22 protein-coding genes and 1 pseudogene are annotated in these 26,579 nt (G+C 48.6%); 9 read left to right on the forward strand and 14 right to left on the reverse strand.

The window, feature by feature from the left end; all coding sequences use genetic code 11:
- Nucleotides 1-16 precede the first annotated feature (16 nt).
- Genes SPIRS_RS18215 through SPIRS_RS18230 form a run of 4 tightly spaced genes read left to right on the forward strand, consistent with a single transcriptional unit; the run spans nt 17 to nt 4,166 of the window.
- A complete protein-coding gene (locus tag SPIRS_RS18215) occupies nt 17-1,150 on the forward strand; it encodes an ABC transporter substrate-binding protein (protein WP_013256157.1) in 1,134 nt (377 codons plus the stop codon).
- 13 nt (nt 1,151-1,163) lie between these two features.
- On the forward strand, nt 1,164-2,372 hold the full coding sequence (locus SPIRS_RS18220) for a molybdopterin molybdotransferase MoeA (protein ID WP_013256158.1): 1,209 nt from the start codon (nt 1,164-1,166) through the stop codon (nt 2,370-2,372).
- A complete protein-coding gene (locus tag SPIRS_RS18225; RefSeq protein WP_013256159.1) occupies nt 2,359-3,387 on the forward strand; it encodes a FecCD family ABC transporter permease in 1,029 nt (342 codons plus the stop codon). The genes SPIRS_RS18220 and SPIRS_RS18225 overlap by 14 nt, the downstream gene beginning before the upstream one ends.
- Nucleotides 3,384-4,166 carry an ABC transporter ATP-binding protein gene (locus tag SPIRS_RS18230; protein ID WP_013256160.1) on the forward strand — a complete coding sequence of 261 codons (783 nt, stop codon included), beginning with the start codon at nt 3,384-3,386 and terminating at the stop codon, nt 4,164-4,166. The genes SPIRS_RS18225 and SPIRS_RS18230 overlap by 4 nt, the downstream gene beginning before the upstream one ends.
- 11 nt (nt 4,167-4,177) lie before the next feature.
- On the opposite strand, the gene SPIRS_RS18235 is transcribed toward SPIRS_RS18230, so the two are convergent.
- Complete coding sequence (locus SPIRS_RS18235) at nt 4,178-4,399, reverse strand: hypothetical protein (RefSeq protein ID WP_041866129.1); 222 nt, start codon at nt 4,397-4,399, stop codon at nt 4,178-4,180.
- 328 nt (nt 4,400-4,727) lie between these two features.
- Between SPIRS_RS18235 and SPIRS_RS18240 the strand changes: the two genes are divergently transcribed.
- The 4 genes from SPIRS_RS18240 to SPIRS_RS18255 all read left to right on the forward strand — a co-directional run bounded on the left by SPIRS_RS18240 (nt 4,728) and on the right by SPIRS_RS18255 (nt 9,787).
- Nucleotides 4,728-5,687, forward strand: a complete 960-nt coding sequence (locus tag SPIRS_RS18240; protein ID WP_013256161.1) for a sugar ABC transporter substrate-binding protein — start codon at nt 4,728-4,730, stop codon at nt 5,685-5,687.
- A gap of 88 nt (nt 5,688-5,775) precedes the next feature.
- Complete coding sequence (locus SPIRS_RS18245; protein WP_013256162.1) at nt 5,776-7,284, forward strand: sugar ABC transporter ATP-binding protein; 1,509 nt, start codon at nt 5,776-5,778, stop codon at nt 7,282-7,284.
- Nucleotides 7,277-8,296 carry an ABC transporter permease gene (locus SPIRS_RS18250; RefSeq protein WP_013256163.1) on the forward strand — a complete coding sequence of 340 codons (1,020 nt, stop codon included), beginning with the start codon at nt 7,277-7,279 and terminating at the stop codon, nt 8,294-8,296. Before SPIRS_RS18245 ends, SPIRS_RS18250 begins: the two co-directional genes overlap by 8 nt.
- A 15-nt stretch (nt 8,297-8,311) precedes the next feature.
- Nucleotides 8,312-9,787, forward strand: coding sequence for a GH32 C-terminal domain-containing protein (locus tag SPIRS_RS18255; RefSeq protein WP_013256164.1), 1,476 nt, complete (start codon nt 8,312-8,314; stop codon nt 9,785-9,787).
- Nucleotides 9,788-9,882: 95 nt separating this feature from the next.
- Here the strand turns inward: SPIRS_RS18255 and SPIRS_RS18260 are convergent, their stop codons facing one another.
- From SPIRS_RS18260 to SPIRS_RS18310, 12 genes and pseudogenes are all read right to left on the reverse strand, one after another.
- The gene (locus SPIRS_RS18260) at nt 9,883-11,910 is read right to left on the reverse strand and encodes a LacI family DNA-binding transcriptional regulator (protein WP_013256165.1); all 2,028 of its coding nucleotides are present in this window, start codon (nt 11,908-11,910) and stop codon (nt 9,883-9,885) included.
- 229 nt (nt 11,911-12,139) lie between these two features.
- Nucleotides 12,140-12,619: a GntR family transcriptional regulator gene (locus SPIRS_RS18265; RefSeq protein ID WP_322786008.1), complete on the reverse strand. Its 480-nt coding sequence runs from the start codon at nt 12,617-12,619 to the stop codon at nt 12,140-12,142.
- A 72-nt stretch (nt 12,620-12,691) separates the two neighbouring features.
- A pseudogene (locus tag SPIRS_RS22775) lies at nt 12,692-12,814 on the reverse strand (winged helix-turn-helix domain-containing protein); the annotation flags it as partial.
- A 171-nt stretch (nt 12,815-12,985) separates the two neighbouring features.
- Nucleotides 12,986-14,191: an AGE family epimerase/isomerase gene (locus SPIRS_RS18270; protein ID WP_013256166.1), complete on the reverse strand. Its 1,206-nt coding sequence runs from the start codon at nt 14,189-14,191 to the stop codon at nt 12,986-12,988.
- An 18-nt stretch (nt 14,192-14,209) separates the two neighbouring features.
- Entirely contained in the window at nt 14,210-15,370 is a 1,161-nt protein-coding gene (locus tag SPIRS_RS18275; RefSeq protein ID WP_013256167.1) for a sugar ABC transporter permease, read from the reverse strand.
- Nucleotides 15,371-15,382: 12 nt separating this feature from the next.
- A complete protein-coding gene (locus SPIRS_RS18280; RefSeq protein ID WP_013256168.1) occupies nt 15,383-16,906 on the reverse strand; it encodes a sugar ABC transporter ATP-binding protein in 1,524 nt (507 codons plus the stop codon).
- Between the two features lie 80 nt (nt 16,907-16,986).
- On the reverse strand, nt 16,987-18,051 hold the full coding sequence (locus SPIRS_RS18285; protein ID WP_013256169.1) for a sugar ABC transporter substrate-binding protein: 1,065 nt from the start codon (nt 18,049-18,051) through the stop codon (nt 16,987-16,989).
- A gap of 39 nt (nt 18,052-18,090) precedes the next feature.
- Nucleotides 18,091-19,038, reverse strand: coding sequence for a C-GCAxxG-C-C family protein (locus SPIRS_RS18290; protein ID WP_245537620.1), 948 nt, complete (start codon nt 19,036-19,038; stop codon nt 18,091-18,093).
- A 16-nt stretch (nt 19,039-19,054) separates the two neighbouring features.
- Nucleotides 19,055-19,753, reverse strand: a complete 699-nt coding sequence (gene deoC / locus SPIRS_RS18295) for a deoxyribose-phosphate aldolase (protein ID WP_013256171.1) — start codon at nt 19,751-19,753, stop codon at nt 19,055-19,057.
- Nucleotides 19,754-19,845: 92 nt separating this feature from the next.
- Complete coding sequence (locus SPIRS_RS18300; protein ID WP_013256172.1) at nt 19,846-20,859, reverse strand: GntR family transcriptional regulator; 1,014 nt, start codon at nt 20,857-20,859, stop codon at nt 19,846-19,848.
- Nucleotides 20,860-21,510, reverse strand: coding sequence for a transaldolase family protein (locus SPIRS_RS18305; RefSeq protein ID WP_013256173.1), 651 nt, complete (start codon nt 21,508-21,510; stop codon nt 20,860-20,862).
- A gap of 20 nt (nt 21,511-21,530) precedes the next feature.
- Entirely contained in the window at nt 21,531-22,289 is a 759-nt protein-coding gene (locus tag SPIRS_RS18310; protein WP_013256174.1) for a sugar isomerase domain-containing protein, read from the reverse strand.
- A 98-nt stretch (nt 22,290-22,387) separates the two neighbouring features.
- Between SPIRS_RS18310 and SPIRS_RS18315 the strand changes: the two genes are divergently transcribed.
- Nucleotides 22,388-23,338, forward strand: coding sequence for an ROK family protein (locus SPIRS_RS18315; protein WP_013256175.1), 951 nt, complete (start codon nt 22,388-22,390; stop codon nt 23,336-23,338).
- Nucleotides 23,339-23,365: 27 nt separating this feature from the next.
- Here SPIRS_RS18315 and SPIRS_RS18320 read toward each other — a convergent pair whose 3' ends face one another.
- Nucleotides 23,366-26,506, reverse strand: coding sequence for a DEAD/DEAH box helicase (locus tag SPIRS_RS18320; RefSeq protein WP_013256176.1), 3,141 nt, complete (start codon nt 26,504-26,506; stop codon nt 23,366-23,368).
- Nucleotides 26,507-26,579: the final 73 nt, after the last annotated feature.

A 26,579-nucleotide genomic window follows, 5' to 3' on the forward strand; every position in this document is an offset into this window, starting at 1 on the left:
GAGGGATGCAAATACCATGAAAAGAAACCACCACAAAAGCCGGGTTCTATGGGGATCGCTGGTCCTCACCCTCCTGCTCACCCTCGGTGCCTGTAACAAGGGTGCCGATAGTGCCGCGCAGGGATCAAAACCCACAACGGAAGCGACCGTAGCGGCCACGCCGGAAACCCGCAGCGTAACGAACTGCGACGGAACGGTCATCACCGTTCCCTACAAGGTCGAAAGGATCGGATGTCTTTTCGGACCATCGTATGAAAAGGTGGTCATGCTCGGGGCCGAGGATAAGATCGTCTTCGACGGGGATTACCACATCTACAGCTGGCCCTGGTCAAACGTAATTTACAAGCATGTCGACGAGGTTCCCGGCATCAAGAATGCCCACAGCTCCCCCAACATCGAGGACCTTGTAGGCTACAAGCCCGATATCGTCTTCAACTTTCCCAATCCCAACACCACGAAGGCGATGAATGAGGCGGGCATGGCCGTTGTTCCCCTGGCATCGAAACCAGCGTATGATTCCATTGTCGATGAGATAGGGGTATATGCCGAGGCGATCGGAGGCGACGCCCCGAAGGTTGCCGAACGCTATGCCGCCTATTTTCACGCTGTAGTGGAACGCATTAGCGCGGTCGTCGATACCATCCCCGAGGTTGAACGGCCCAATGTTTACTTCGCCAATCAGGAAATCCTGATGACCCACGGGTCGGCCTCAAGTATTTTGGATCTCATCAAGGTCAGCGGGGGTGTTCCCGTTACCACCACGCTTGAAGGGGGCGGGAAAACAAAGGTGACCGCCGAGCAGCTTCTGGAATGGAACCCCGATTACATCTTTGTCGACCATGCCGGTTCATCGGGAAACGCCACGGCCGAAGAGGTGATACACGAGATGCTTTCCGACGATCTCTACGCCGAGATGAGTGCGGTTGCGCAGGACCATATCTTTATCGTACCAACCGGCGTCTTTTTTTGGGATTCCGGTGTCCAGAAGCCCCTGCTCATGCTGTATCTGGCAAGCACCCTTTATCCTGATCGTTTTCCCGATGTCGACATGACGGCGGAACTTAAAAAGTTCTACTCGGAATTCTTCTATTATGACCTGAGCGACGAACAGGCCCGACGGATTCTGGCCCATCTCGATCCGGAAACGTGATAAGGACGGGGAAATGAGCATGACAGGATCCGCCCGTATGAACATGCCCAGGCTCGAAGCGCTGGAGGAGATCGGCAAGCATATAAAGTATCGGCCGATCGAGGAAATCGTGCCCCTTCCCGATGCGGTTAAGCGGGTGGCGGCCAGGGACATCGTTTCCCGCCTGAATGTACCGGATGTGAAGTGCAGCCGCTGGGACGGTATCTGCTTTTCCTGGCAGCACTATCTCGACTCGGGCCGTGACGTAAGTTCGTGGCAGGCCGAGGTGGATTACATCTTTTCAAACACCGGCATCCCGGTTTTTCAGCAGGCCTTTGACACCATGGTGATGATCGAGAAAACGACCTTTCACGAGAATCAGCTTATCTCCATAGATCAGAAGGATGTGGTCCAGGGACAGCAGATGATTCCGGTGGGAGAGCGCATGGCGATCGGTGAAATCATCGTAGCGAAAGGGACGCTCATCACCCCGTCCCATCTCAACCTGTTGGCAACGGGCGGCGTGATACAGGTTCCGGTCCTTAAGAAACCGATTGTAGCCCTCTTGCCTTCGGGAAACGAGCTGGTATCCTGCTACAACACCCCGGCCCCCGGTCAGACCATCGAATCAAATACCTTTTCCATGGCCGCCAAGGTCCGGCAATGGGGTGGCAAGGAGCTACTTTTTCCCATTGCCAGGGATGAGCATGCCGTACTGAGAAGCCGCCTGAAAGAGGCGGCGGCAAAGGCCGATATCGTGGTAATCTGCGGGGGCTCGGGACGGGGACGATTCGACCTCCTCCAGGAGGCGGCATCGGATGTCGGCGAGCTTTATTTTTCCTCCGTGGAACACGGACCGGGCAAAAGGACCTGCTTCTCGCTTATCGACGGAACACCGGTCTTCGGCCTGGTGGGGCCGCCGGGAGGGGAAGAGATGACCTTCGATTTCTACGTCCGACCCGCACTCTTGGCCTGCCTGGGACAGCCCTACCGTGTCACCGAGGTCCAGGCCGTCCTGGATGAGGACATAGCTCCCCACCACCGGACCGATTTTATCTACACCATCGGCCTTTACCGGGTGCCGGGAGAAAAGCTGCTCCATGCGCGCCCCCTGCCCCACAGTCGTCTCGACCGCTCCATTGCCGAGCACAACGGCTATCTTTTCGTGCATCAAAAGGGGCCTGGCCATAAGAAAGGCGAAACCGTTATGGTTGAACTTCGTACCGGTCATGAAAACATCTGAAGAACAAGGCCGCGTTCTGCCGATTGTGCTGCTCGGCTGTCTCCTGATCGCGGCGTTCTTCCTTTCCTGCTTTCTTGGACGATATTCCCTGACGCCCCGGGACCTCTTTTTTTTATTTCGCGAAGGGCTAACAGGGCTGCCCTCCGGGCTCTCAGCCAGCGCATCGAAGGTCTTTTTTCGCATCCGACTGCCTCGAATCCTGGCGGCTGCAATCACCGGCTGCGGCCTTGCCCTGTCGGGATCGGTCTATCAGGGGGCCTTTCGCAACCCCCTGGTTTCTCCCGATATTCTGGGAGCCACTGCCGGAGCGGGACTTGGGGCGGCTGTTGCCCTACTCCTCAACCTCAACGGCAGCCTCGTTCAGCTGGTCGCCTTTCTCTTTGGTCTGGCGGCAGTAGGAGGGACTACCATACTCGCCCGTTCCTTCGGCGACCGAAACAGTCTGACCCTCTCCCTTGTCCTCACCGGTATTGTCGTCTCCGCCCTCTTTCAGGCCGGCATCTCCCTGGTAAAATATGTGGGTGACCCCTATACGAAGCTCCCTGCCATCACCTTCTGGCTCATGGGCTCCCTTTCGGCGGCCGTCCCCTCATCGCTTCCCCTTCTATCGGCTCCCCTGCTGGCAGGCGGCCTTCCCCTCCTGCTGCTGCGCTGGAAACTAAATCTGCTCTCCCTGCCGGATGAGGAGGCGATGTCTCTGGGAATCAATACCACACGATTGCGTTTTATCGTGATCCTCTGTGCAACCCTCATCACCTCATCGGTAGTCGCCGTAGGAGGCATCATCGGATGGGTGGGCCTGATCATCCCCCATCTGGCACGAATGCTGGTGGGCTCCGACTGTCGCTTCCAACTTCCCGCTGCCATGGTCCTCGGGGCAAGCTACCTTTTGCTGGTGGATGATATTGCCCGAAGCGCAACGGCCATGGATATTCCTCTCGGCATCCTCACCGCCGTGATAGGCGCCCCCTTTTTCCTGTTGCTTATGTACAAACAGCGGAGAAGCCAGTCATGAACATCGAAGTGAAGGAGCTCTCCTGCGGATACGGCGCAAAGGTGCTGCTGGAGGGGCTCAATCTGACCCTTTCCCGGGGTGAGATCCTCTGCATCCTGGGACCCAACGGCGTGGGTAAAACAACCTTTTTCAAAACGATCCAGGGCTTTCTGAAACCGCTTGCCGGAGAGGTATATATCAACAACACCCTTCTCTCCCGTCTCAGCCGCAGGGAACTTGCACAGCTCATAGCCTATGTCCCCCAGGTCCACGGCCACCCCTTTTCCTACAGCGCACGTGATATGGTGCTCATGGGACGCACCCCGTACCTAAACACGCTTTCGGCACCGGGAAAGGGGGATTCTGCCGTATGTCGAGAGGTGATGGAGCAGCTGGGGATCGCGCATCTGGCAGACCGATGCTATTCGCAGCTATCAGGAGGGGAACAGCAGATGGTGCTCATCGCCAGGGCAATGGCACAGAAGCCCACCTTTCTCATGATGGACGAACCGACCTCCAATCTTGATTACGCTCATCAAATGTACCTGCTCCGGCAGATGATCAAACTGCGTGACACGGGACTGGGCATCATGATGATAACCCATTCCCCGGATCAGGCCTTTTTCTGCGCAGACAACGTGGCGCTCTTCTATCGGGATCGTCGGGTGCAGGCCGGAGCAACGGCCACCGTTCTCACCGAAACCTCCCTGAAGGATGCCTACGGCATCACCGTCGACCTATTCAGAAACCGAAACAGCGCCGGAGAAGTGGTTACCACCTGTTCTCCGGTTATGGGATAGAGCAAAGACCATTATCGCCTTTTTATCATTCTTAAAGCCCCGGCGCCGATAATCTGATCTTCGGTGACGGCATAGCCCTGGTACTGGAGGAGATTCAACATGGCGCTGCTTTCACAGTGATACCCCTCGTGTACCTGAAAGCCCTCGAGCATGACGCCTTCCGGCGGGCTCCAGCCGGAACCCGTACAACCGAAAAGACAGCCCGCACCCAACAGCAAAATAACATCTTTCATTATATCCTCCATATCGTAATGGTAACAAAGAGGATAAACCCTCCAGTAAGGGGGAGAGGCAAGAGAAATACATACAGATGCCTGCGAGAAATGAAAGTGTCAAAACCAATAAATTTACGTAAATAATTTAAAATAAACTTCAAAAAACACAAATATAAAATCATGTCAAAATTTATGTTGACACCAAACCAGAGTCATGCTAAATCTTTACGTAAACAAAGGCTTGTTTCTTATTTGGCCGGATCTTTTCAGACAAGCGAATACAGCAAAGGTAAATATGATAACAAGGCCTGAATATTCTATCATTTATTCATATCGGAGGATAAAGATGCACAAAAGATCAAAAACAATGCTGGCCCTTTTAACACTACTCGTTCTGGCATTTCCCTTATTTGCGGGAGGAAAACAGGAAGGAACCAAAGATGACAGACTGCGATTTGCGTTCCTGCCGAACACCCAGAACAATACCTTTCAGAGCACCATGAACGACACATTTAAAACATTGTGTGATGAGAAAGGAATCGCTTACACCGTTCTGGATCCCGACTATGACCTGAACAAGCAACTCAACCAATTATCAGACGCCGCCAATCAAAAATATGATATGGTGTTCGTCATCCCCGTAGACTCCAACGGCATAACCGCAGGGCTCATGGAACTCAAACAAGCCGGTGTCCCTGTCATCAACGTCGATACCTCAGTCGGCAAAGACGATTTAAGCCTCGTACTTTCGGTGGTCGCAACCGACGCCTATATGGCGGGAACACTGGTTGGAGCCCAGATGGTAGAAGACTACCCAGAAGGCGGCAAGATCGCCATTCTCGATTTCCCCTCCAATGAAAGTTGTGTCGACAGGGTAAACGGTTTCCTTGAAGGCCTTGGCGCAAACAAAAGCGCATTCGACATTGTGGCCCAGCAGGATGGAGCCGCAGCACTTGACGCATCATTGGTGCTTGCCGAAGACATTATCACAGCACACCCCGATCTGAAGGCCTTCTTTTGCATCAATGATCCAAGCGCCCTCGGAGCGGCGGCGGCAATCAAGGCAGCAAACCAAAAGGGCCAGATAGGAGTATACAGCATCGATGCCTCGCCGGATGGAAAGCAGGCACTGCTCGACGGAGAGTTTACCGCCGTGGCCGCACAGGTTCCCATCGAGATTGCAAAATACGCCTTCAACCAGGCCCTGGATGTTCTGGATGGTAAAACAATCGAGAAATCGGTATATCTGCCTTCCCACCTCGTCTCTCAGGAAGAAGCAACCAAGACCCTGAACGACTGGCAGTAACCTATCGCCAGGATTTCCGAAGGTTTCTACCGCAAAGAGGAGGGCTGAACCCTCCTCTTTGTTTGTCAGATGCATGAGGGTAATGGAGATGAATGAAATAGTATTGGAAATGAAGAACATCAAAAAGAGTTTCTCCGGAGTACATGCATTGAAAGGCATCGATTTCTCGCTGAAAAAGGGCGAAGTCCACGCATTGCTGGGAGAAAACGGTGCGGGAAAATCGACATTGATCAAGACACTCGGAGGAATTTACCGCCCGGATGAGGGAACCATCACGATCCGGGGCAGCCAGGTGGTAATTGACAAGGTCACAACAGCACGGGAATACGGAATAGGGATCATTCACCAGGAAATTGTGCTGGTCCCCCACCTCTCCGTGGCCAAGAACATTTATCTCGGAAGAGAACCTTTGACGAGGGGGGGGATACTCGACGAGAAGCGCATGATAACGGAGGCCCACACGATGATTTCACGATTGGGGCTCTCCATCGATGTGACCCGTCCGGTTGAAGAACTAACCATCGCCCAGCAGCAAATGGTTGAAATTGTAAAAGCCATCTCCTTCAACGCCAAGATCCTGGTTATGGACGAACCGACCTCATCCCTTAGTGAAGAAGAAGTGGAGAAGCTGTTTGAAACAATTGGGAAATTAAAAACCCACAATGTAAGCATCATCTATATCTCTCACCGCATGGAAGAATTGTTCAGGATTTCCGACAGAATAACGGTCATTCGCGACGGCCTGTATGTCGGGACCAAGGACACGGACAAAACCAACACGCACGAACTGGTTGCCATGATGGTGGGACGAAACCTGGAAAGTTTCTATACAAGAACATACAACAAGCTGGAGGGAGCGCCGGTTGTACTGGATGTAAAGCACCTTTCAAGCAAAGGCTATTTTGAGGATGTTTCTTTTTCCGTAAGACGTGGTGAAGTGATAGGCTTTGCAGGCCTGGTGGGAGCCGGCAGAAGCGAGATCATGATGAGCATTTTCGGCTGCCCTCCGCAAAGATCATCGGGGACCGTTCTCCTCAATGGAGAAGAAGTGCATTTCACCAACTCCCTGCAGGCAATAAGAAAAGGAATCGGGTTCGTTCCCGAAGATCGAAAAAAACAGGGGTTGGTCCTGAGCAACTCGGTCGGATACAACATTACACTTGCTTCGCTGAGATTTCTTATGAAGGGAATCTCAATCAGCAAAAACAAACGGCAGGCAATTATAGACAAGCACATCAAAAAACTGATGATAAAAACATCATCGGCAGACGCGGAGGTATCGAGTCTATCAGGGGGCAATCAACAGAAGGTCGTAATAGCAAAGTGGCTGGCAACACAGCCAAGCCTGCTCATTCTGGACGAACCAACCAGAGGCGTGGATGTCGGAGCCAAGTACGAAATATACACGATCATTAACCAGCTGGCTTCCGAAGGGATTGCAATAATTTTCATATCCAGCGAACTCCCTGAAATCATAAATATGTGCGACTCGGTATGCGTGGTCAGGGCCGGAAAAATTGTCAAACAGATTCCCCATGAAACATTGTCGCAAGAATACATCATGCAGTTTGCCGCAGGAGGAAAAGAGCATGAATAAAAACTTCAGGACCTGGCTTCGCAGCAATACCGTCACCACCATGCTCCGCAATAATGCCGGCATCTTGGTCGTCTTGATCCTGTTCGGGGTCTTCCTATCCTTTACCACCGATAACTTTCTCACGAACGGAAACATCATATCGGTATTGCGCCAGATTTCCATCAACATGTACATCGCCCTCGGGATGACCCTGGTCATCATCCTTGGAGGTATCGATTTGTCCGTCGGCAGCATTGTCGCCATGAGCGGAACACTCATCGTCGGTTTCATCGTTACCCAGGGACTTCCGTTATGGCTCGCCATTGTGCTGGGACTCCTGCTGGGGACCCTGGCCGGTCTGATAAACGGAATCATCATTGCAAAATTCAAGGTCCCGGCCTTCATCGTCACAATGGCAATGATGAACATCGCCAGCGGCGTTGCGTATGTATACAGCGGAGGCCGCTCCACAAGAATCACCGAAGATTTTTTCGTACAGATCGGAACAGGCTATATATTTGGAAAAATTCCCCTCCCCGTCGTTTACATGATAGTGCTGATCGCAGTCTTCGTATTCATGCTCAATAAAACGAAATTCGGTACCTATGTGTATGCAATCGGCGGAAATCGTGAATCGGCAAAGGTAAGCGGCGTTCCCATCATGAAGGTCGAGATAGCCGTATTCACCCTTACCGGCCTGCTATCGGCCTTCGCAGGGCTTGTGCTTGCCAGCAGGATGTACTCGGGACAGCCTTCGGTGGGAAGCGGCTATGAACTCGACGCCATTGCTGCGTGTGTTCTTGGCGGCGTTTCAATGGCGGGAGGAAAGGGGCGTATCAGCGGGACCGTTATAGGTGCGATGGTCATTGGAATCATTTCAAACGGCCTGAACCTCATGGGCGTCAGCTCCTTCTGGCAACTGATAGTGAAGGGAGTAATCATTCTTTTCGCCATTCTCATCGATACACAAAACGGCAAGGGAAGCGCATTTTCCACGTTCATCAAGAACGCCTCATTGCGTCATAGATCATAAATACTGGAGCAGCATATGAACATCTTTAGAAAACCATCATTCACCGAATCCACCGGTGATGCCATACCATTTTATCACGACGGCACCTACCATATTTTCTCATTAACATCCCCACCGGGAACTACGGTATATCCCGATCGACTCAGAACGACCTGGAGTCATACCATATCCGAAGATCTGGTAACATGGAAAGAACTTCCGACAGCCCTTTATCCCGGAGAAGGCGACGAGCCGGACGCCTCGGGCGTATGGACAGGAGCCGCCCTTTTCGGAGAGGGAACATATCATATTTTTTACACCGGCTATAATATACATGCGGAATATCAACAAACGATTTGCCACGCCGTAAGCGACGATTCAATCTCCTGGCACAAGGATCCACGAAACCCCATTATCATTCCCAACACGGAGCTGTACGAAGCGCTTGACTGGCGCGATCCATACGTCTTTTACCATGAAGAGGAACATGAATACTGGATGCTGATATCAGCACGCAGGAACAACGGACCAAGCACACGACGCGGCTGCGTCATACTCTACAAATCTCCCGACCTGACATCCTGGCATTATTCCCGTGCCCTGTACACGCCAGGCCATACGAACTGTCCCGAGTGTTCAGAAATGTATAAAATAGGTGACACATGGTATCTTTCTTATTCCCGCTTTTCCGAGTTTGGCAACACCATCTATCGAATTGCCGATACCCCCTACGGGCCATGGAAAACCCCGGTAAAAGATGGGATAGGCGGCCGAAGATTTTACGCCGCGAAATCAATGAAAAACGACGAGGGGCGACGTTTCTACTTTGGCTGGGCCCACGATCGTGCAGACAATAGTGATGCAGGTCAGTGGTATTGGGGCGGGCTCTTCTGTGTTCCGCATGAGGTTGTGCAGGATACAAACAAAGAACTCAATGTCAAACTTCCCGTTGAAATAGAAGCCACCGCAAAACAGGAGATAGCGTGGAAACTTCTCCCCAAATTGGGGGATGTCGTGACGCATGGAAAGAAATCATTATCAGTTGCATCCAAAGAAACCTTCTCGTACGGTTTCTTTGATCACTGCGAGAATCGCTTTCTTTTCTCCTGTACAATTTTGCCCCGGGAGGTTTACGATCATTTCGGCTTGCTGATCAAGTCCGACGACGATGCGGCAAATTGCCTCCTGCTCTCTTTTGATGTAAGCATGAACAGGGTTTCACTCCTCAATCTACCCATGGGAGTCGATCCATTCTGGCAGCAATCCTGTCAGGCCATTCCCGAACCCAAGGAACCGGGCCCCGATGGTATCAGGGTCGCGGAAAAAGTGTTCAAAATCAGCCCCACTAGTGCGATCGGAATAAAAGCACTTATCGACAAGGACATGGTGGAACTGTTCATAAACGATGAGGTTGCCTTCACGTATCGCTACTTCGCCAAGGCAGACCATGAAATCGGATATATGGTACAGGATGGTGAGGTCGATTTCGATGACATCACGATAAGAGCATAAGAGACTATAAATATTAAATAACTATAGAGAGCCACCATACCGCCGGTTCACTAGCTGCCGGCGGTATTTTTTGTACATGCTGCCATGATTCCCAGTCAATTCATGACAGTCTGTTTTACCAAACGCTCAAGATCGCTCGGAATGGCCTCGTGCAAGATATCTTTCCAGGCTTTTATAAGCTGTTTGGGTTTTACAACATACGGCTGAACGCCGACAAATTTGAAAGTCTCGTTACTAACTAATGCTTTTGCAACGGCCTTGGCCGTAGCCTCACCTTGCTCATAAGGGCGCTGGGTACTCAACCCCATCACCATCTTTTTTTGGGCCATATATGAGGCTATTTTATAATCAAGATCAAATGTAAAGATCGCTATATCCGTCCGCCCCATCTCCTCCAGAGCTTTGATTGCATACAATGCCGGCTGATCCCAGGAGATGTACAGCCCCTCAATATCCGGATGCTGTTTGATCATCTGTTTGCATGTATCATAGGCATGCTCGATCCTTCCAAAGGATTGAATGGCAACAATATCAATATGAGCGTACATTTCCCGGACCACCTTCTCCGCAGAAGCATCCCGAAGATGCGTGCCATAAAAGGGAGTACCATGAATAATAAACCCGACTTTTGCACTCGATCGTGCTTTAAAGTAGTCTCCAAGCAAAATTCCCGTGTTATTACCGTTTTCCCTCTCGTTCACCGAGACACAAGTGACGTAGGATTCTTTCGATAATCCTTCCGGCACATTGCTGATAAAGACCAGCTTGATCGTCTTGGAAAGCTCCTTGAATTTTTGTGCAGTGACATGATCATCGGTAGGGATGGCAATCAGCACATCGGGACGCTGGATCCGTATTGCTTCAAGCTGGGCCAGCTGCAACGACGGATCAAACTGCGCATCCATGACAGATACCACAGAAATCCCAAAAGATTCCAATGTTGCCCGAATAGCCTGTTCGTGCAGGCGGGTCCACGCGGTACCCCCATAATGAAAGGAAATCGCCACACGATAATTCTTGTCACGGAGCATACGTCGTTCGTCCGTCGTCAATATAATCTCGTCGGGAGAAACAGCCTTTTCACCAAAAGGCCCCATTCCCAGCATCCTTGTCGACTTTCGATTAATCAACTCGACACCCACTTGCAAGTCACGGCTTTCAAGCTGCTCTCCCGCCATCAAACGAAGTAGAGCGTCCCAGGCCCTTTGGGCCATCTGTTCGGTATCCTCTTTTAAAATTGTCAGGGGAGGAGCCGTGATTTCATAGAAGGGATTATCCCCATATGCAATTATGGAGATATCCCGAGGACATTCCTTGCCCATATTCTGCAGCGTTTTCAACAGATCACAGGTCAGCTCATTCCCAACTACAACACATGCGGAAGGTTGTTGTCTTTCATAGGCGAGCTTAATCTCATGCTCATATGCCTCTCCGTTCATATGGGGCTCAAATTCAAAAACAAGCGAGCCTCTGTAATAGAGTGAACTTTCCTCCAGTGCTTGTTGATATCCCTCAAGCTGATCTTTACCAGTCGCCCCAATCCCCTGTATCTTGAGCAAGGCAATGCGCTCATGTCGATTCTTGATCAGTTGTTTGGTACCAAGATATATCGCCTTCTTTATGGCAAATGTCACAGAGCAAATTTCATCTGAGTTGATTCTCCGCTCGATACAAACAAAAGGAATCCTTGAACGTAGCAATTTGCCATAAGATCTCGGATTATCGGTGGCAGGAACCAAAAGTATCGCCGCATACGTCTTTTTGGAAATAAGCGATTGTAGTATTTGCCTCTCTACCTGCTTATCGTCATTCGTGATATGCACGGAAAGCCGAAGAGTAGAATCTTCGGCCAAGGCATGAATATGGGAGGCGATACGAACATAGGTTTGTTCTTCGAGATTCGGCACCAGCAGGGCAACAGCACCACTGCGGCCGTACGAAAGGGACCCGTCGGCGCTGATTCTCTTATTCTGGTACCCTGTTGCAACAATAGCCTCCTGAACTCTCTGTACAAGCTCTGGCTTAACATAGCGTGTACAGTTGATAACATGAGAAACCGTTGCAATCGAAACACCGGCAGTATCCGCAACATCCTTTATAGTGACCTTTTGCCTTTTTGCCATTTCACTCTCTTTTTACGCAAATTTCCAGTGAATTATAAAGGTTATAGCAGAAACATGTCAAACAGAAGAATAAATATGCCAATAAAAGCAATAGAATATGCTTTTTTATATAAACAGGTTGGTACCAACATGCATCTGGATGAAAAAGGGGACTGTATAAAAACCGAAACAGCGCCGGAGAAGTGGTTACCACCTGTTCTCCGGTCGTACGATAAACCCTGTATTGGCGTTATTTTAAGCGTCGGTATGGTTTCACGGCATCATTGGAGAGAGGAACTTCAAATTTGCAACGATCACCCCGAACAATCGATTGAGTAAACTCATATACCTCATTATTCTCCAGATAGCCAATCCGCTCCACGGCGAAGGCAAGGGTTCCCGCGTGGCAATCAAGAAGTTCGCTCTCCTGTTTACTCACTTGAACTACTTCGTACGATTCCACACCATGATGCGGCATTATCCCACACTCTTTATTCAGAATATTGTAGAGTGATTCGTGTTCCAGACGATAGCTGTTTAAGACCGAGCAAATCTTGTAAGGGATATAGGTCTTTTCCAAGATAAGAGGAACGCCATCAGCTTCTCGTATCCGATAGATATAGTTCACCATAAAGCCTGAATCGGCAATACGAAAAATTTCCATCAGACGAGGATCGGCTTCGATAACCTCATAATGAATAATCCGGGAGGAGGGTTCCATACCCTCCATGCGGGCCTGGGCGGAAAAACTGTACAGCGAGCTTACATTCTTCCGTAACTTCGGATTAGCGACAAAAGATCCCAGACCGCGGCGCCGGTATACAAAACCCTCTTTTTCCAGTGCCCCGAAAGCCTGCCGGGCAGTTGACCGACTAATTCCATACCGGGAACAAAGCTCGGACTCAGAGGGCATCCTATCCCCCGGCTTTAGCTCTCCCTAAAATATACATCGTTTAATGATGAGAATAAGTTGGCTATATAACGGCGTCTCATCTTCTTCGCTTACATCATACTGAAAAATCGGGTTATTCTCCAAGCAACTATCTCCCGTATCTACTTTCCTCATCATAGAATAAACCCTATTATTTGACAATGATTACTGATTAATACAATCATCGATCAGAGCAATTCCTTGTATCAGCAATCGGGGAAGATGGAGTGTGCCTTTCCACGCAGAACCCTTTACCGGCAACGCAATGCTGCCGTCTCTGTGAAGATATCCATACCATTCACCATATTCATAATCGGGAAAGTGAGAAAATGTCCATGCATGAACCTCGTCATATGACGCCAGGTATTTGTCATCTTTCGTGATAACATACGCCAAGAGCAGCGCATAGAGACTTTCAGTATGCGGCCACCAATATTTCATATCCCATTCAACATGTTCGGAGGGTTTTCCTTCAAGATCAACAAAAGAAAACAAGCCTCCGTATGTTTCGTCCCATCCCCGTTCCAAAGATGCATCAAGGATTTGTAAGCCCAGAGCAATGGTATCTCTGTTACCGCGATACAGCCCCTCCTGCATAAGAAACCAAGCCGTCTCAATTGAATGCCCGGGGTTTATGGTCCTCCCGTCCGGAGTATTAATGACAGAACCATCTTGTGCGACAGTCTCAAGGAGCGCCCTCTCATTGGGCTTAAAAAAGTAGCGCTGAATATCTCCGATGCAGGTATCGATTACCTGAGAAAAATCTGATGAAATACTTTTATCCACATCCATCGCTCTGATGACCTGTGTAGTCGACATAAGCAGCATGGTGGCCGTCAAACTCTGTATATTCCGGTTTTCACTATAAAATTTGGAAGGCAGTTCCTCGGGGTGATGATACAAATGGACAATAAGCCTGTAGGTTTGTAAAGCCAGTTCATAGGCTTCGCGATCATTTGCAGCCTTTGCATATTCACTTAGTCCCAATATACCAAAGGTTTCGGTAAACCAGTACCTTCGTTTTCGTAATTTTCTCCCTTGTTTATCCACAAGAAAGAACATCCGTCCGTCGGAATCTATACAGTGATTTTTAATAAACTCATAGCCATTCTTTGCAGCAGCAAGCCATTCATCATTCTTTTCTATCTCATTATATAATTTTGAAAAGAACCACAATGAACGATTCTGCAGCCAGACAGCTTTATCGGAACACAGCAAGCTTCCATCGCGGTCAAGATAATGAAAATACCCCCCGTTTTCTCTATCAATGGAAAATTTCATCCAAAATGGGACCACATCATTGAGCAATGTTTTGCTATATATATAGCGTAGCTGTTCTAATCTATGGGTATCAATACATCCGTCCATCATTCTGCCCTTCTGTTTCCTTTATCGATTCTGTTTGTTACTGGACACATCAAACCAAACCGCCATAAGCAATATCAGCCCCTTTATCACATCCTGCCAGGCGGCAGTCAGGTTTAACAGGCTCATTCCATTGCCAAGACTTGTCATAACGAGAGCTCCGACCAATGCTCCGAAGAGCATACCCCGTCCTCCGGTCAGGCTGATTCCTCCTATGACGCATGCCGCAATACTATCCATCTCAAACGAATTTCCTGCATTCGGTGTGGCAGATGCCAGTCTTGAAGTTAATACATTGCTGGCCACAGCCGAAAGGAAACCCATCATAACAAAGACCTTCATATATACCTTTCGAATATCAATGCCCGATAATTTCGCGGCCTTGCTATTACCGCCTACAGCGTATATATACCTGCCGTATTGTGTCTTGTTGTACAAAAAGGCAAAGATGAAATAGAGAATAAGCAAAATGAGCACCGGAACGGGAATACCTTGATATGAATTAAATCCGAAAACAAAACATCCTACCAACACTAGTACCAAGAAATACTTTCCGAAGAGTACTCTTTTTGATGCAATATCAAAGCCATATGAGGATCGCCTACGCCGCATGCCCTGTTCAAAGAATATAAAACCGCCAATACATATAATACCGAGAAGGATGCTTAGCCATCCGGGAAGGTATTCCTGCCCGAGCAGCGCAAAATCAGGATTGGAAACGGGAATCGAACATCCTTTCGTTACTAAAACAGTGGCCCCGCGAAAAATCATCATTCCCCCCAGGGTCACAATAAAAGCTGGAACATTTTGATATGCTATCCAATAGCCCTGCCACACACCTATGAGTAATCCGGCCAAAAGTGAAATAGCGATGGCACATACACAATTCATATCATACTGCGTTTGTAGCAAGGCGGTAATGGCACCGGTTACCCCGACAACAGATCCTATTGAAAGATCAAACTCTCCTGACACAAGGCAGCCGACCATGCCGATTACCAGAATACCTTTTATACCGGTAAGCCGAAAAAGGTTGGAAAGATTTCGCACTGAAAGAAACGTACCACCGGTTAATATGGCAAAGAGTACCCAGATGACGATCAAGGCCCCCACCATTGCATAGGATCGTATACCTTTGATTAGCGTGTATCGATTTTCCAAAGAATTGGTTTGCAAAGACTTCATTTGTGTATTCTCCTATATCGATGCAGTCGCATATTGCATAATGCGTTCCTGAGTTGCTTCTGTATATGAAAGCTCACCAGTTAGGCGACCTTCACACATGACCAGAATTCTATCGGCCATGCCAATGACCTCCGATAATTCCGAAGAGATCATGACAATAGCAACCCCCTGATCAATCAGATCGTTCATAATTTCGTATATGTCATGTTTTGCTTTTACGTCGATTCCTCTGGTAGGCTCATCAAGAATGAGAACATCAGGTTTCGTCATCAGCGATTTTGCGATGACAACCTTCTGTTGATTACCGCCACTGAGGTTCTGGACCAGCTGCTCTAATCCGGAGTACTTTAAAGAAAGTTTCTTTGCATATGTCTCGGTTTCGCGTATCTCTTTATTGGAATCAATCTGCCTGAACCAGGAAACCATATTGGGAATATTTGCCAAGGTGGAATTTCTTATAATATCCATACACATGACAAGGCCCCGTTCTTTTCGATCTTCAACGACCAAGCCAATACCCTTTTTAATGGCATCATACGGTTTGTGGATATTAATCTTTTGTCCATGAATGAAGACGGTACCCGAAATCTCGTATCGCTCATATGCGCCGAATAACCCCATGAAAAGTTCCGTTCTTCCGGCTCCCATAAGTCCCGCAAAGCCCAGGATCTCACCTTTTTTCACGGTAAAACTGACGTGATCAACCAAAACCTTGGAGATCGCAGGGTCAAACACACTGAGGTCTCTTACCTCCATCACAATATTCGAAGGGAAATGTTCCTTTCGGGGATATTGCTCAGTTAGATCCCTTCCCACCATATGTTTGATTATGAGATGCTCATCGAACTCCCTTCTGGGGGCCGTTATTATACTTTTCCCGTCTCTTAACACTGTTATGGTATCGCTTATTTCCAGGACACGATTAATCTTGTGCGAAATATACAGACAGGTAATGCCGTCATTCTTTAAAGAACGTATGATGTCGAAGAGAATGAGAGCGTCGGAATCAGGTAGGGCCGAAGTAGGTTCATCAAATATGATCACCTCGACGTTTTTGGAAATTGCCTTTGCAATTGCAACGATTTGCTGTTGTCCGACACTCAGCATCTCAACAGGAATATCCGGTGATATAGAGGATTTTAGTTGTTGAAGAATCTTGATTGACTCATTTCGCATGCAGTTATAGTCAATAACGCCATGCGTTTCAGGTTCATTTCCAAGGAAGATATTTTCACAAACTGTCATATTGGGGATCAGTTCAAGCTCCTGGTATATGATGCTAATTCCCGCTTGTTCAGCCTGTTTGGTGTCCCTATTGTGCTGTTCAACACCTTTAAACATGACGCTGCCGGAATATTCGCCATAGGGATATACTCCAGCCAATATTTTCATCAAGGTAGATTTTCCGGCCCCGTTTTCTCCGACTATCGCATGGACTTCGCCTCGGTTAACACGAAAACTTACTTGATTCAGGACAACGACACCAGAAAACCCTTTGACTATTCTCTCAAATACTAAAAAGCTACGGTTATCCATGCGTACAACTCTCCATTTTACAAGTTCAAGGAACACAAAGAGTGCCCGGACGACTATAGAGCAGTCCGGGCATACATCAGCTACTTAGGCCACCGATTTTTCGGAACGTTTTTGTATACATCTTCCATCTTTTGCAGTTTTTTCCCGATCACGATATCGTACAAAGTATCAGAAGTTATCTTACTGGCAGACAGAAGAACAGCAGGAACCGACTCACCACCGGCCTCAACGGTTCCATTAACAGCCTGATGGTCCACACCCATTGCAAGATCTATCGCCGCATCGACGGCAGCTTTCGCAATAAAATCATGTTCGAAAAGCATAGTCATGCTTTGACTTCCTTCGGCAATCCTCTGGAGAGCAGCCACATCGCCATCCATTCCTGTTACAAAAACCTTTCCATCAAGGCCCTGTGCCTTTAGTGCCTGTATGCAGGCTCCTGCCATGGTGTCGTTTTCAACTAATACAGCCTGAATGTTGTTATGTTCATTGGTAAGTGCGTTTTCCATATTCGACATGGCGTTCTCCGGCGACCAGGTATCGATGTACTGCTCATACACCACACTGATATCACCGCTGTTAATCTTCGGCTGAATGACATTGTAGAAACCATCCCGCAGCTGATAGGAGACATTATCTCCCGAGTCTCCTGCAATCACGACGTAGTTACCTTCTGGTACACTATTAGTTGCACTTTTCGCCATATCTTCGCCTATCATGGTAAAATCGTATCCCACAAACATTGTGAGTCCTTTATTATCAATGAGCCGCAGATACGAAATCACCGGAATACCGGCTTCCTTTGCGGCATCCAGACTCGAAGACATTGCATTAACATCCTGAGGACCGATAATGAGGCAATCCACATCCTGGGTAATCAGATTATCTATTTGTTGATTCTGTACATTTGCATCGGTATCGGCATCCTGGACAATAAGCTTCACACCTTGTTGCTTTGCATATGCAATAGCAATTTCCTTTTCAGCAGCCCAACGCTCCTCACGCAATGTAGGAAAAGAGAATCCGATGACAACCTCTTCCTTGCTCTTACTCTCCGCCGTACTTTCCTGCGAACCTTCTGCGCTAACGAAGAACGGGACTAAGAATAAAACTAATGCCATTACACTTGATAACATTTTCTTCATCGCTCTTACCTCCATAATGTTCTAATAAGCTGTCTATTTTTAGATCAGCTGTTCATCAAGCAAGATTTCAGCTACCCACCGTGCCGCAGTGCCGACAACACAGGGGCACTTGTATTCATGCGCACCAGAATTTCCGAAAGCTGCTTTTTGACGAGCATCACGTAGTAGGAAAAATTCACCGAACAGTTTTTCTTGCACACCTTTTCCAAGGACGCTTCCATAGGTTTCGACATATTTATCATGTAATCTCTGGGCCATAGAAAAAGAACGGTACTGGTTCTCTTTATCATTGGAAAACGTATCGAAACTTCTGCCGATAAAGGTTCCCATGTACAGGATTCCCCCGGAATATCCCCCGCAGGCACCATCTCCACATTGCGCCATTCCTCCGGAGAGTGCGGTGGCAGCTTTAAAAAGGCTCTTATCCACCGGCGTAATCGTTTCCCCTAATCCATACAAGATACATTGGGAACAGCCGTGGAAACGAACTTCAGCCTGATATGCGGCTTCGTAGACCTCTTTTAACCGCTTTACCCGTCTTGCTGCATCAACGCGGGGAGGATCCTGGGAAAACTTACCATACTGTTCATATATAAGTTGAATAAGATCGGGGTGCCGGTCCAAGACTGTATATCGCTTAACAGCATATCTAAGCCCGACATCAACCGTGTAGCTTCCTATTTCTTCAAGAAATGTATCTTTCGTCCCCGCCTGCATGAACATCAAAGCAATAGCGGTAGCAAGATAATAGGCAAGCTTCCCTTTTTTTCTGTATGAAAGGGCCGCATTAATAAGCATCTCCAACCATGAGCAAGCAGTTGCCGAGCTATCCATCGAGATGCCATGTTCGAGTTCACCGCTTTCCTGCAATTCACAAACCGTAGAATGCACAATGTGGTTAACAGCTTCGGCATCCAGGTTGCGTGAAGAGATGAGTAATTCCAAGAAATTCCGTAATGTATATTCGTTGCTTTTCTTTTCCATCATGAACTCGATCTATGTGTTATTTCTCTTTCAGGGTACCGGCTTGTTCACGCTGCCTGCATTCATCAAGGATTGTCTTTGTCGCCGTTGCACCAAACCGCGAGGCCCCAGCAGCACGCACATCAAGTGCAGCATCTAAGGTTCTGACACCCCCGGCAGCTTTGATCTGCACCTTTGGGCTGCATGATGCACGCATAATCTGCAGATCATGAATAGTCGCACCGCCGGTCCCGAAACCCGTCGACGTCTTTACAAAATCAGCCCCGGCAGCCTCCGACAACTCACAGGCTTTCCTGATGAGATTGTCATCGAGATAGCAATTTTCTAAAATCACCTTCACAAGAGCATGTTTAGCGTGGGCCACATCAACCAGCGCTTTTATTTCTTCTTGTACGTATGCATAGTCATGAGACAAAAGCCTTCCGATGTTGATGACCATGTCGAGTTCCACCGCTCCATCAGCCATGGCCTCTTCTGCTTCATAGACCTTTACCTTGGTGGTATGTGCCCCATGGGGAAAACCAATAACCGTTGTTACCTTTACCTCTGTCCCCGCCAGTATCTCCACCGCCAACCTGACATCGGCAGGATGCACACAAACCGATACCGTCTCGTACGCCTTTGCCAGCTTTAATCCTTCCCGAACCTGCTCAGTAGTCAGATTGGGCCTTAAAAGGGAGTGATCAATCATTTTTGCAATGTCGTGCGTCGTAATCATGTAATACCTCTTATATTTCAAATGTTTGTAACATTTACAACATATGATAGTATGTTGTCTTTTCTTGTTTGTCAATAACATTAATGTCTCAATTAATGTCGCAGAGAAAGGCCACGCAGCAGAGGCTTGGTATTCAACACAATATGACGTGTTGACGATCCGTCTCCTCCAAGACGGGAGACGCAGCATTCAACGGTCCGTTCGACCATCTCATCCCAAGGCACGGCTATCGTTGAAAAATTCAGCTCTTCAGAAACCGGCATATTATCGAACCCCATGATAAAAGGAGGAGCTATACCACTATCGGAACAATAGTGAATCACCGCAGATGCTAATTTGTCGTTACAGCAAAACACAGCACACTTTTCTTTTTCTACCTCTGTTCCAAAGAGGGTCGGTACGTGACGCAGGGCCTCTTCAAAATGCCAAGTCCCTGCCGATACCACCTGAGCATCAGGAAATTCGGAAAGAAAACCGGAAACCCTTGCCCGACTGCGTTCATCATCTTCGGGACCGGCAAAAACGAGATAGGCATCCAAAGAAAGATATTCTTTGAAAATCTGAGCAGCGGCAGTCCCTCCGGAGTAGTTATCAATATACACACTGTCGACCCAAATCGACGAAAGTCCCGGCGCAGCTTTTTGGTTCAACAAAAAGCCAAAAATATTTTGCCGGTAAAGCTGCATTTGAAGATAACCCGTATCGATCATTACAGGATAAAGATCGTCCTCCAAAACAGTATTGCGATCGGTCCATACGATTTTATGAGGAAGATCAACCGCTTCAAGACGAAGGACCAGTTTATGCAGCAGGAAAGCACTGTAGCTTGTTTTAATTTGGGCCCGTTCGGACACATAAAGACCTACCGCGTCATACGTATGATGCTCTCCCTTGACAAATGAACCGGACTGGGCCTTTCGGCCCAGATAGCCCTCCTCTTCCAGCTCTTTGAGAAGCCTGTGAGCAGTCATGTAGCTAATATGAAAGCGTGCGGCAATTGCACGATTTGAGAAAAACCGGTCACCGCTTTGATAGTATCCAGACGCTATGCGGTCAATAAGCTTTTGCTTGATTTCGGCAACCTTCCGGGTCCTTCCTTTCGGCATTTATACAAAGCTCTTTATGTGCGAAAGGTCGTCACGGTAGGCATCACAGGCCTCCTGAACAAGCGGCTGCTGAATAAAAGCACGGATATCGTTCGGAAATATAAAACCGGATTTTACACCATGAGCAGCATAAAAACTTAGGTCTGTGACATTATACAGGCCGGTACAAATTTCAACATCGAGATCCTGGGCATCAATGATCTGCTGCATTCGCAGTACTTCTTCGATCTTCGAGGAGACTCCTGCCTGCTGGATCATTCGACTGTAGGGTGCAATAGCTATTGCTCCGGCCGCTACGGCAAGAAGCATAAGAGGAGCCGTGGGCACAATCGTAGCCATGGCAATCGATCCCTGTTCTGTCAATGCACGAATAACGCGTAAACCGGCCGGTGTTGCAGGTACTTTGATGCGCATTTTGTTTGGATCTATGGATACCATCCTATCAGCCTCTCCCATCATCGCGTCAAAAGTCCCGTCGCCTATCTGATAATAGAGAGAATCGGCTTTACTGCAAAGAGCCTTAAAGAGCTTTACCGGATTCATCTCTTCTTTTGCCACAATAGTGGGGTTTGTGATGATACCCTCAAAAACACCTAGGGATAACAGCTCTTCAGCTTCCGTCGTATTTGCCGTTGCCAACCAAAATTTCATAATCTTCTCCTCACAGTTCGCTAGAATTTTGCCCTGAAAGTTTTATACGCATCAAAAATAGACTTCTCTCGTTCCAAAACTTCATCAACATGCTGAGATACATTATGGCTTGGATACACCATTACGGGTACATCCCGCTTTTTCAGCAAAGCAGCTGTCTCCGACACAATTGTATTCATAACGATCATGGACATAACGGTCGAGGCCCCTCCGGATTTCTCACCATCGCCAATATCCACAATTGCGTCATGTGCCGGGACACAGGTATCGATGACATACGAAGCGACCTCATCCAGGCGCTTGCCCGAGGGGGCTTTCGAACTCTGAGATTTTGCATGCGCAAGGGACACCACCGCAATTGTTTGCATACCAAGCGAGTGGGCCATCTCTGCCATCTCGACAGGAAGTGCATTAATTCCGGAATGCGAAAAAACAATTAATGTATCATCAGAAGAAAAACGGTAATTCTCAAAAATAACCTCGGCAAAACCCGAGGTTTGTTCAAGAAACGACATCTGCCGCTGTCCGCCCTTCCCGGTAACGAATCCGTTAAACCCCAGGCTTGGTTCGGTCAGTTGATGAAAACCGATAAAAGAGCCAATCCGGGGAAAGGCCTCCATACACGGCAAGGCACTATGTCCTGCCCCAAAAAGATGGATCCCGCGTCCCGCCTCAATACTATCCGCACAACATGTTACTGCCTGCTGTAATTGCAAGCAATTGCGTGAAACGAAAGTATCAAGGAGATCCTGTATTCCTTGAATAAATCGCGGCTCCACAGATTCCTCCTTTCCTAAAATTGTAGTGGACGATCCCAATTTTGTAAACTATAATATACCAGTTTATTTTTATTCTGATATATTTTAAGGGGTCGAATATGTACACATACTATGTGGGATTAGACATGGGCGGTACAAAACTCAAAGCAGCGGTACTGGATGAAGGCTATCAAATAATCAAAACGTTTTATTGCACTCCACAAAATGAGAAAACTACCCGGGAAATGTGCTCCGGAGAGTGGAAAAAACTCATCACTCCATATCTTGCTGAGCTTGAACAAGAATACCATGCATTACCTTCCGCATTCGGCATTTCGACTCCGGGAATCCCGAAAAAAGACCATACGGCAATAGGCCACATGCCCGAACGGCTAACCGACATTCAAGGTTTGGATTGGAGTGAACTTCTCAAGTATCCTGGAAAAATCTATACGGTAAACGATGCAAAAGCGGCTTTTATTGGAGAAATTCAAGCCGACGAGCTCAAGCACATCAAAAATATCTGTATGCTTACGTTGGGTACCGGTGTGGGAGGTGCTGCAAAAGTCGATGGGATTCTGTTGGAAGGAAACATCGGCAGAGCAGGACACCTTGGAAATATGAGTGTGGATATGGAAGGTAGACAAGCACTGACAGGCATCCCCGGAGGGTTAGATAATTTAGTCGGGAATTGCCAGATCTCCGAAAGGACGCATGGTTTATATGATGACCCGCTTGGTCTTGAAATGGATTATGTCAAAGGAGATCCGGCGGCTGTTGAATATTGGTTAAAGATGGTAAAGGCCCTGGCCGTGGGGATTGCTTCGCTAATAAATATACTTGATCCCGAAATTGTGATAATAGGCGGAGGAATTGCAAACGCCGGAAAAAATCTTTTCGGCCCCCTCAAGCGATACCTCGATCTTTATGAATGGAGACCCTATGGCATTCCGACAAAGATTATTCCCGCAGCAAATGGCGATTTCTCCGGCGCAATCGGTGCGGCGATATTTGCTCATGCGTGGCAACTGCATATCGATTCAGGCTCAAAAGGACAGTTAGCGATATAACCAATAGAGCCATAGCCATGTGCAGCCCTACCGAAACAGTGCCAGGATTTCCTCCCGGTCCATCCTTCCGATAAGCGAGGAATCGAAGGAGAGCAGCTCGTTGGCGATACGCCGCTTCTGTTCCTGAAGCTCTATAATCCGTTCCTCAACGGTCCCGGTAGCGATGAATTTGTAGGCAATCACAGGCCTCCTCTGGCCAATACGGTGACTTCTATCGATAGCCTGAGATTCCACCGCGGGATTCCACCAGGGGTCGAGGATAAAGACATAGTCGGCTTCGGTGAGATTGAGACCGGTTCCTCCGGCCTTGAGGCTGATAAGAAAGATCCCCTTTGCGTTTTTAAACGAGCGAATGGCCTGTTCCCGTGCACGAGTCCCCAGAGAACCATCAAGATAGGCATACTCCATCTCCTTTGCTTCAAGGCGCGCGCGCAGCAATGAGAGGACCTTGACAAACTGACTAAAAATCAACACCTTGTGGCCCTCGGCGAGGAGGGTTTCCAAAAGCTGAATTACGACATCCAGTTTGCTGCTGGTTTCGGGCTTCTCATCCAGAAGAATCGGGGAAATGGCAGCCTGGCGGAGTCTGAGCAGGGCCATCAATATTGCGTTGGCTACCTTGAGAGATCCGGGCTTGGCATCGATGAGACTTTTAACCTCCGCCCGCATAGACTCCTTCAACCGGGTGTAGAATCGGGCTTCTTGGGAGGAGAGCTCTACTTTGTACAAAACCTCTTCCCTTGCGGGAAGCTCTGAAGCCACAATCCCTTTGGTGCGTCTGAGAATAAAAGGAGCGATTCGTTTCCGCAGGTTTGAAGTTATCTCCCCATTACCGGCATGTACCGCCTTTGCGTAGTGACGTTTAAACGCCTCTCGTGTACCCAACAGGCCGGGATTAACGATATCCATCACGGCCCATAGCTCCATTACCGAGTTTTCGATAGGGGTTCCTGAGAGGGCTAAAGCACGATCTGCCGAGAGTGTCCGAACGGTTTTGTAGGTTTTCGTTGCTGCATTCTTAATGTTTTGACTTTCATCAAGACAAAGGAGATGCCAGGATATTGATGTAAACTCCCCGGCATCCAGCCTGAGAATCTGATACGAGGTAAGAACCACACCCCTGGGGGCCTTTCCCAGGGGTGCTCTGTCGGTCCCAATATGAATTGTTACCTCCATTTCCGGCAAAAACCGGTGAAATTCCGAGGCCCAGTTGGGAACGACACTTACGGGGGCCACGATCAGATAGGGACCTGCATCTCCCCTCCGAAGAGTATCCGCCAAGAGGGCAATGGTCTGGATCGTCTTTCCCAGTCCCATATCATCGGCCAGGATCCCTCCCAGGTTGTAACGTTCCAGAAAGCGCAACCACTCCAGTCCGGTTTTCTGATACTCCCGGAGCTTCGCCCGGAGGAGAGGACTAGGGGGCTCTTGGCGGGTATCGAATCCGGTCTCAAGCCTGGCGATGATATTCCGGCTGCGTTCCAGTCGGGGATCGTCGATGCCATCTATCAGGGAACCGAGATCCTGAACGGTTGCGATATCGTTGGGATACAAACGAAAGCTGCCCGATTTCCCTCGATCCAGTTCGTTAAGATGGATCAGCCGATCCACCTGATCATCATCCAAAACAATGAAATGATCTCCCGCAGAAAGCAATCGGCGGGATAGATCCAGCGAGTGAGTACCAATATCTTGTCCATCTATAGAAACTCTAAGATCAAGCCAATCCACCCCGCTGGCGGATTCAATCCTGATTTCACCGGCAGGATGAATCGGGATGCTATTCAAACGGAGTAACAAACCGGCAGCAAGCAGCTCGTGAGCCTTTTCCTTCAGGAATTGAACCAGAGTCATGTTGACTCTGAACAGCGAAGCATCGGGGGAAAAGCCTTCAGAAGCGCCCATACTGCGTGAAACCTGCTTCAAAGCAGCCTGATAGTCCACACGGGGAATCACCCAATATCCATCAGCATGAAGGGAGACTTCGGAATCTGGAAGTGAGGCGTGGTCGATACCGACCGAAAACTCAAGACCTTGGGGAACCTCGGTGATGTCGAGAGTAAGCCTGGGAATATTATCGGAAAACCGAAACTCAGTTTTTACTTCCGCAAGGCTTATCTGCTCCTTCGGAAGCAGCCTTTCCAACTCCCGAATATTCTCAGGACGCCAGGGCAGAAGTCCATTAACCAAGAGATCAAGGGCTCGATTTTCCGTACCGTTATCCACGGGGACGAGGGCCAGCAGACCGGAAAGGGGATGAAAGAGGAATTTCTCTGCACCCCGTCTGTCCAGAAGGCACTCCCTCGCAGCAACATGCTGCCGACGCCCCTGGGAATCGATATATGCGAGCAGTGGCTGAAATTCAACCTCCCCATTTTCTTCCAGTTGCGGTCGAAAATCCACCTCAAGACCCTCGACAGGGAAAATAGTGATGGGGACCGGGGGAGTTTGCCCGTTATCGACGTAAGCAGGAATCCCCTTTTCCCCGAGAAGATAGCCTATGCCGGTGTGAAGATCCAAACGGTTTCCTTCATACTCGAGGCATGAAGAAAGGAGCATTTTTTCCCTGTCGGATACATCTGCAAGATGAGCCGAATCACGAAAATTCGAAATTGCACCGAGCTCACCGTCTTGTCGTATGTACCGAAGGGCAGGGCGGACGAAAAGTTTCGACCGGAAAGCATAGGAGGGGTAAGGCCCTATGAGGAAAAGAAGGCGGAACCGCTTCTTCGGATCGCGGACAGGATGCTGCGGCTCTTTGATCAGATCACGGACCCAGGATTCTCCAGAGGCACGAGAGAACGACTTCGAAATCCCTAATCCGGAAGGTAAAGGAAGCTTGTCGTTTATTGCCGTCAGCAGGGATGCCCAAATATGCTTACAAAAGTCATCGTAGGGACAATTGCAGCTTGAAGCCGAAAGGTCGTCTCCTTTGTCTCCCTTCGTCCTAAGCACAACAGAATAGGGCATTCCCCGGCTCCCCTCCACCGAGAAAAAGGCTCCTTCAGGAGAGAGGCTTTCGAAGGCCACCCGGCCTTCCCGAAAGTACTCTGCCCCCCGATGCCGAATAATCGGTTCAAACAAACGCTTGGCTGCCACCAGATGCTTTGATGTAAAAATCATATCAGAGAAGGGATATTCATCATGTATGCTCTTTTGGGATGCCATCAGCACGCTCCTTGCACCGATTACACGGTATACTGATCCTAAAGATACTACACAAGAAGCGACTGAGGCTATT

This window comes from Sediminispirochaeta smaragdinae DSM 11293 (genome assembly GCF_000143985.1).
GTDB lineage: Bacteria > Spirochaetota > Spirochaetia > DSM-16054 > Sediminispirochaetaceae > Sediminispirochaeta > Sediminispirochaeta smaragdinae.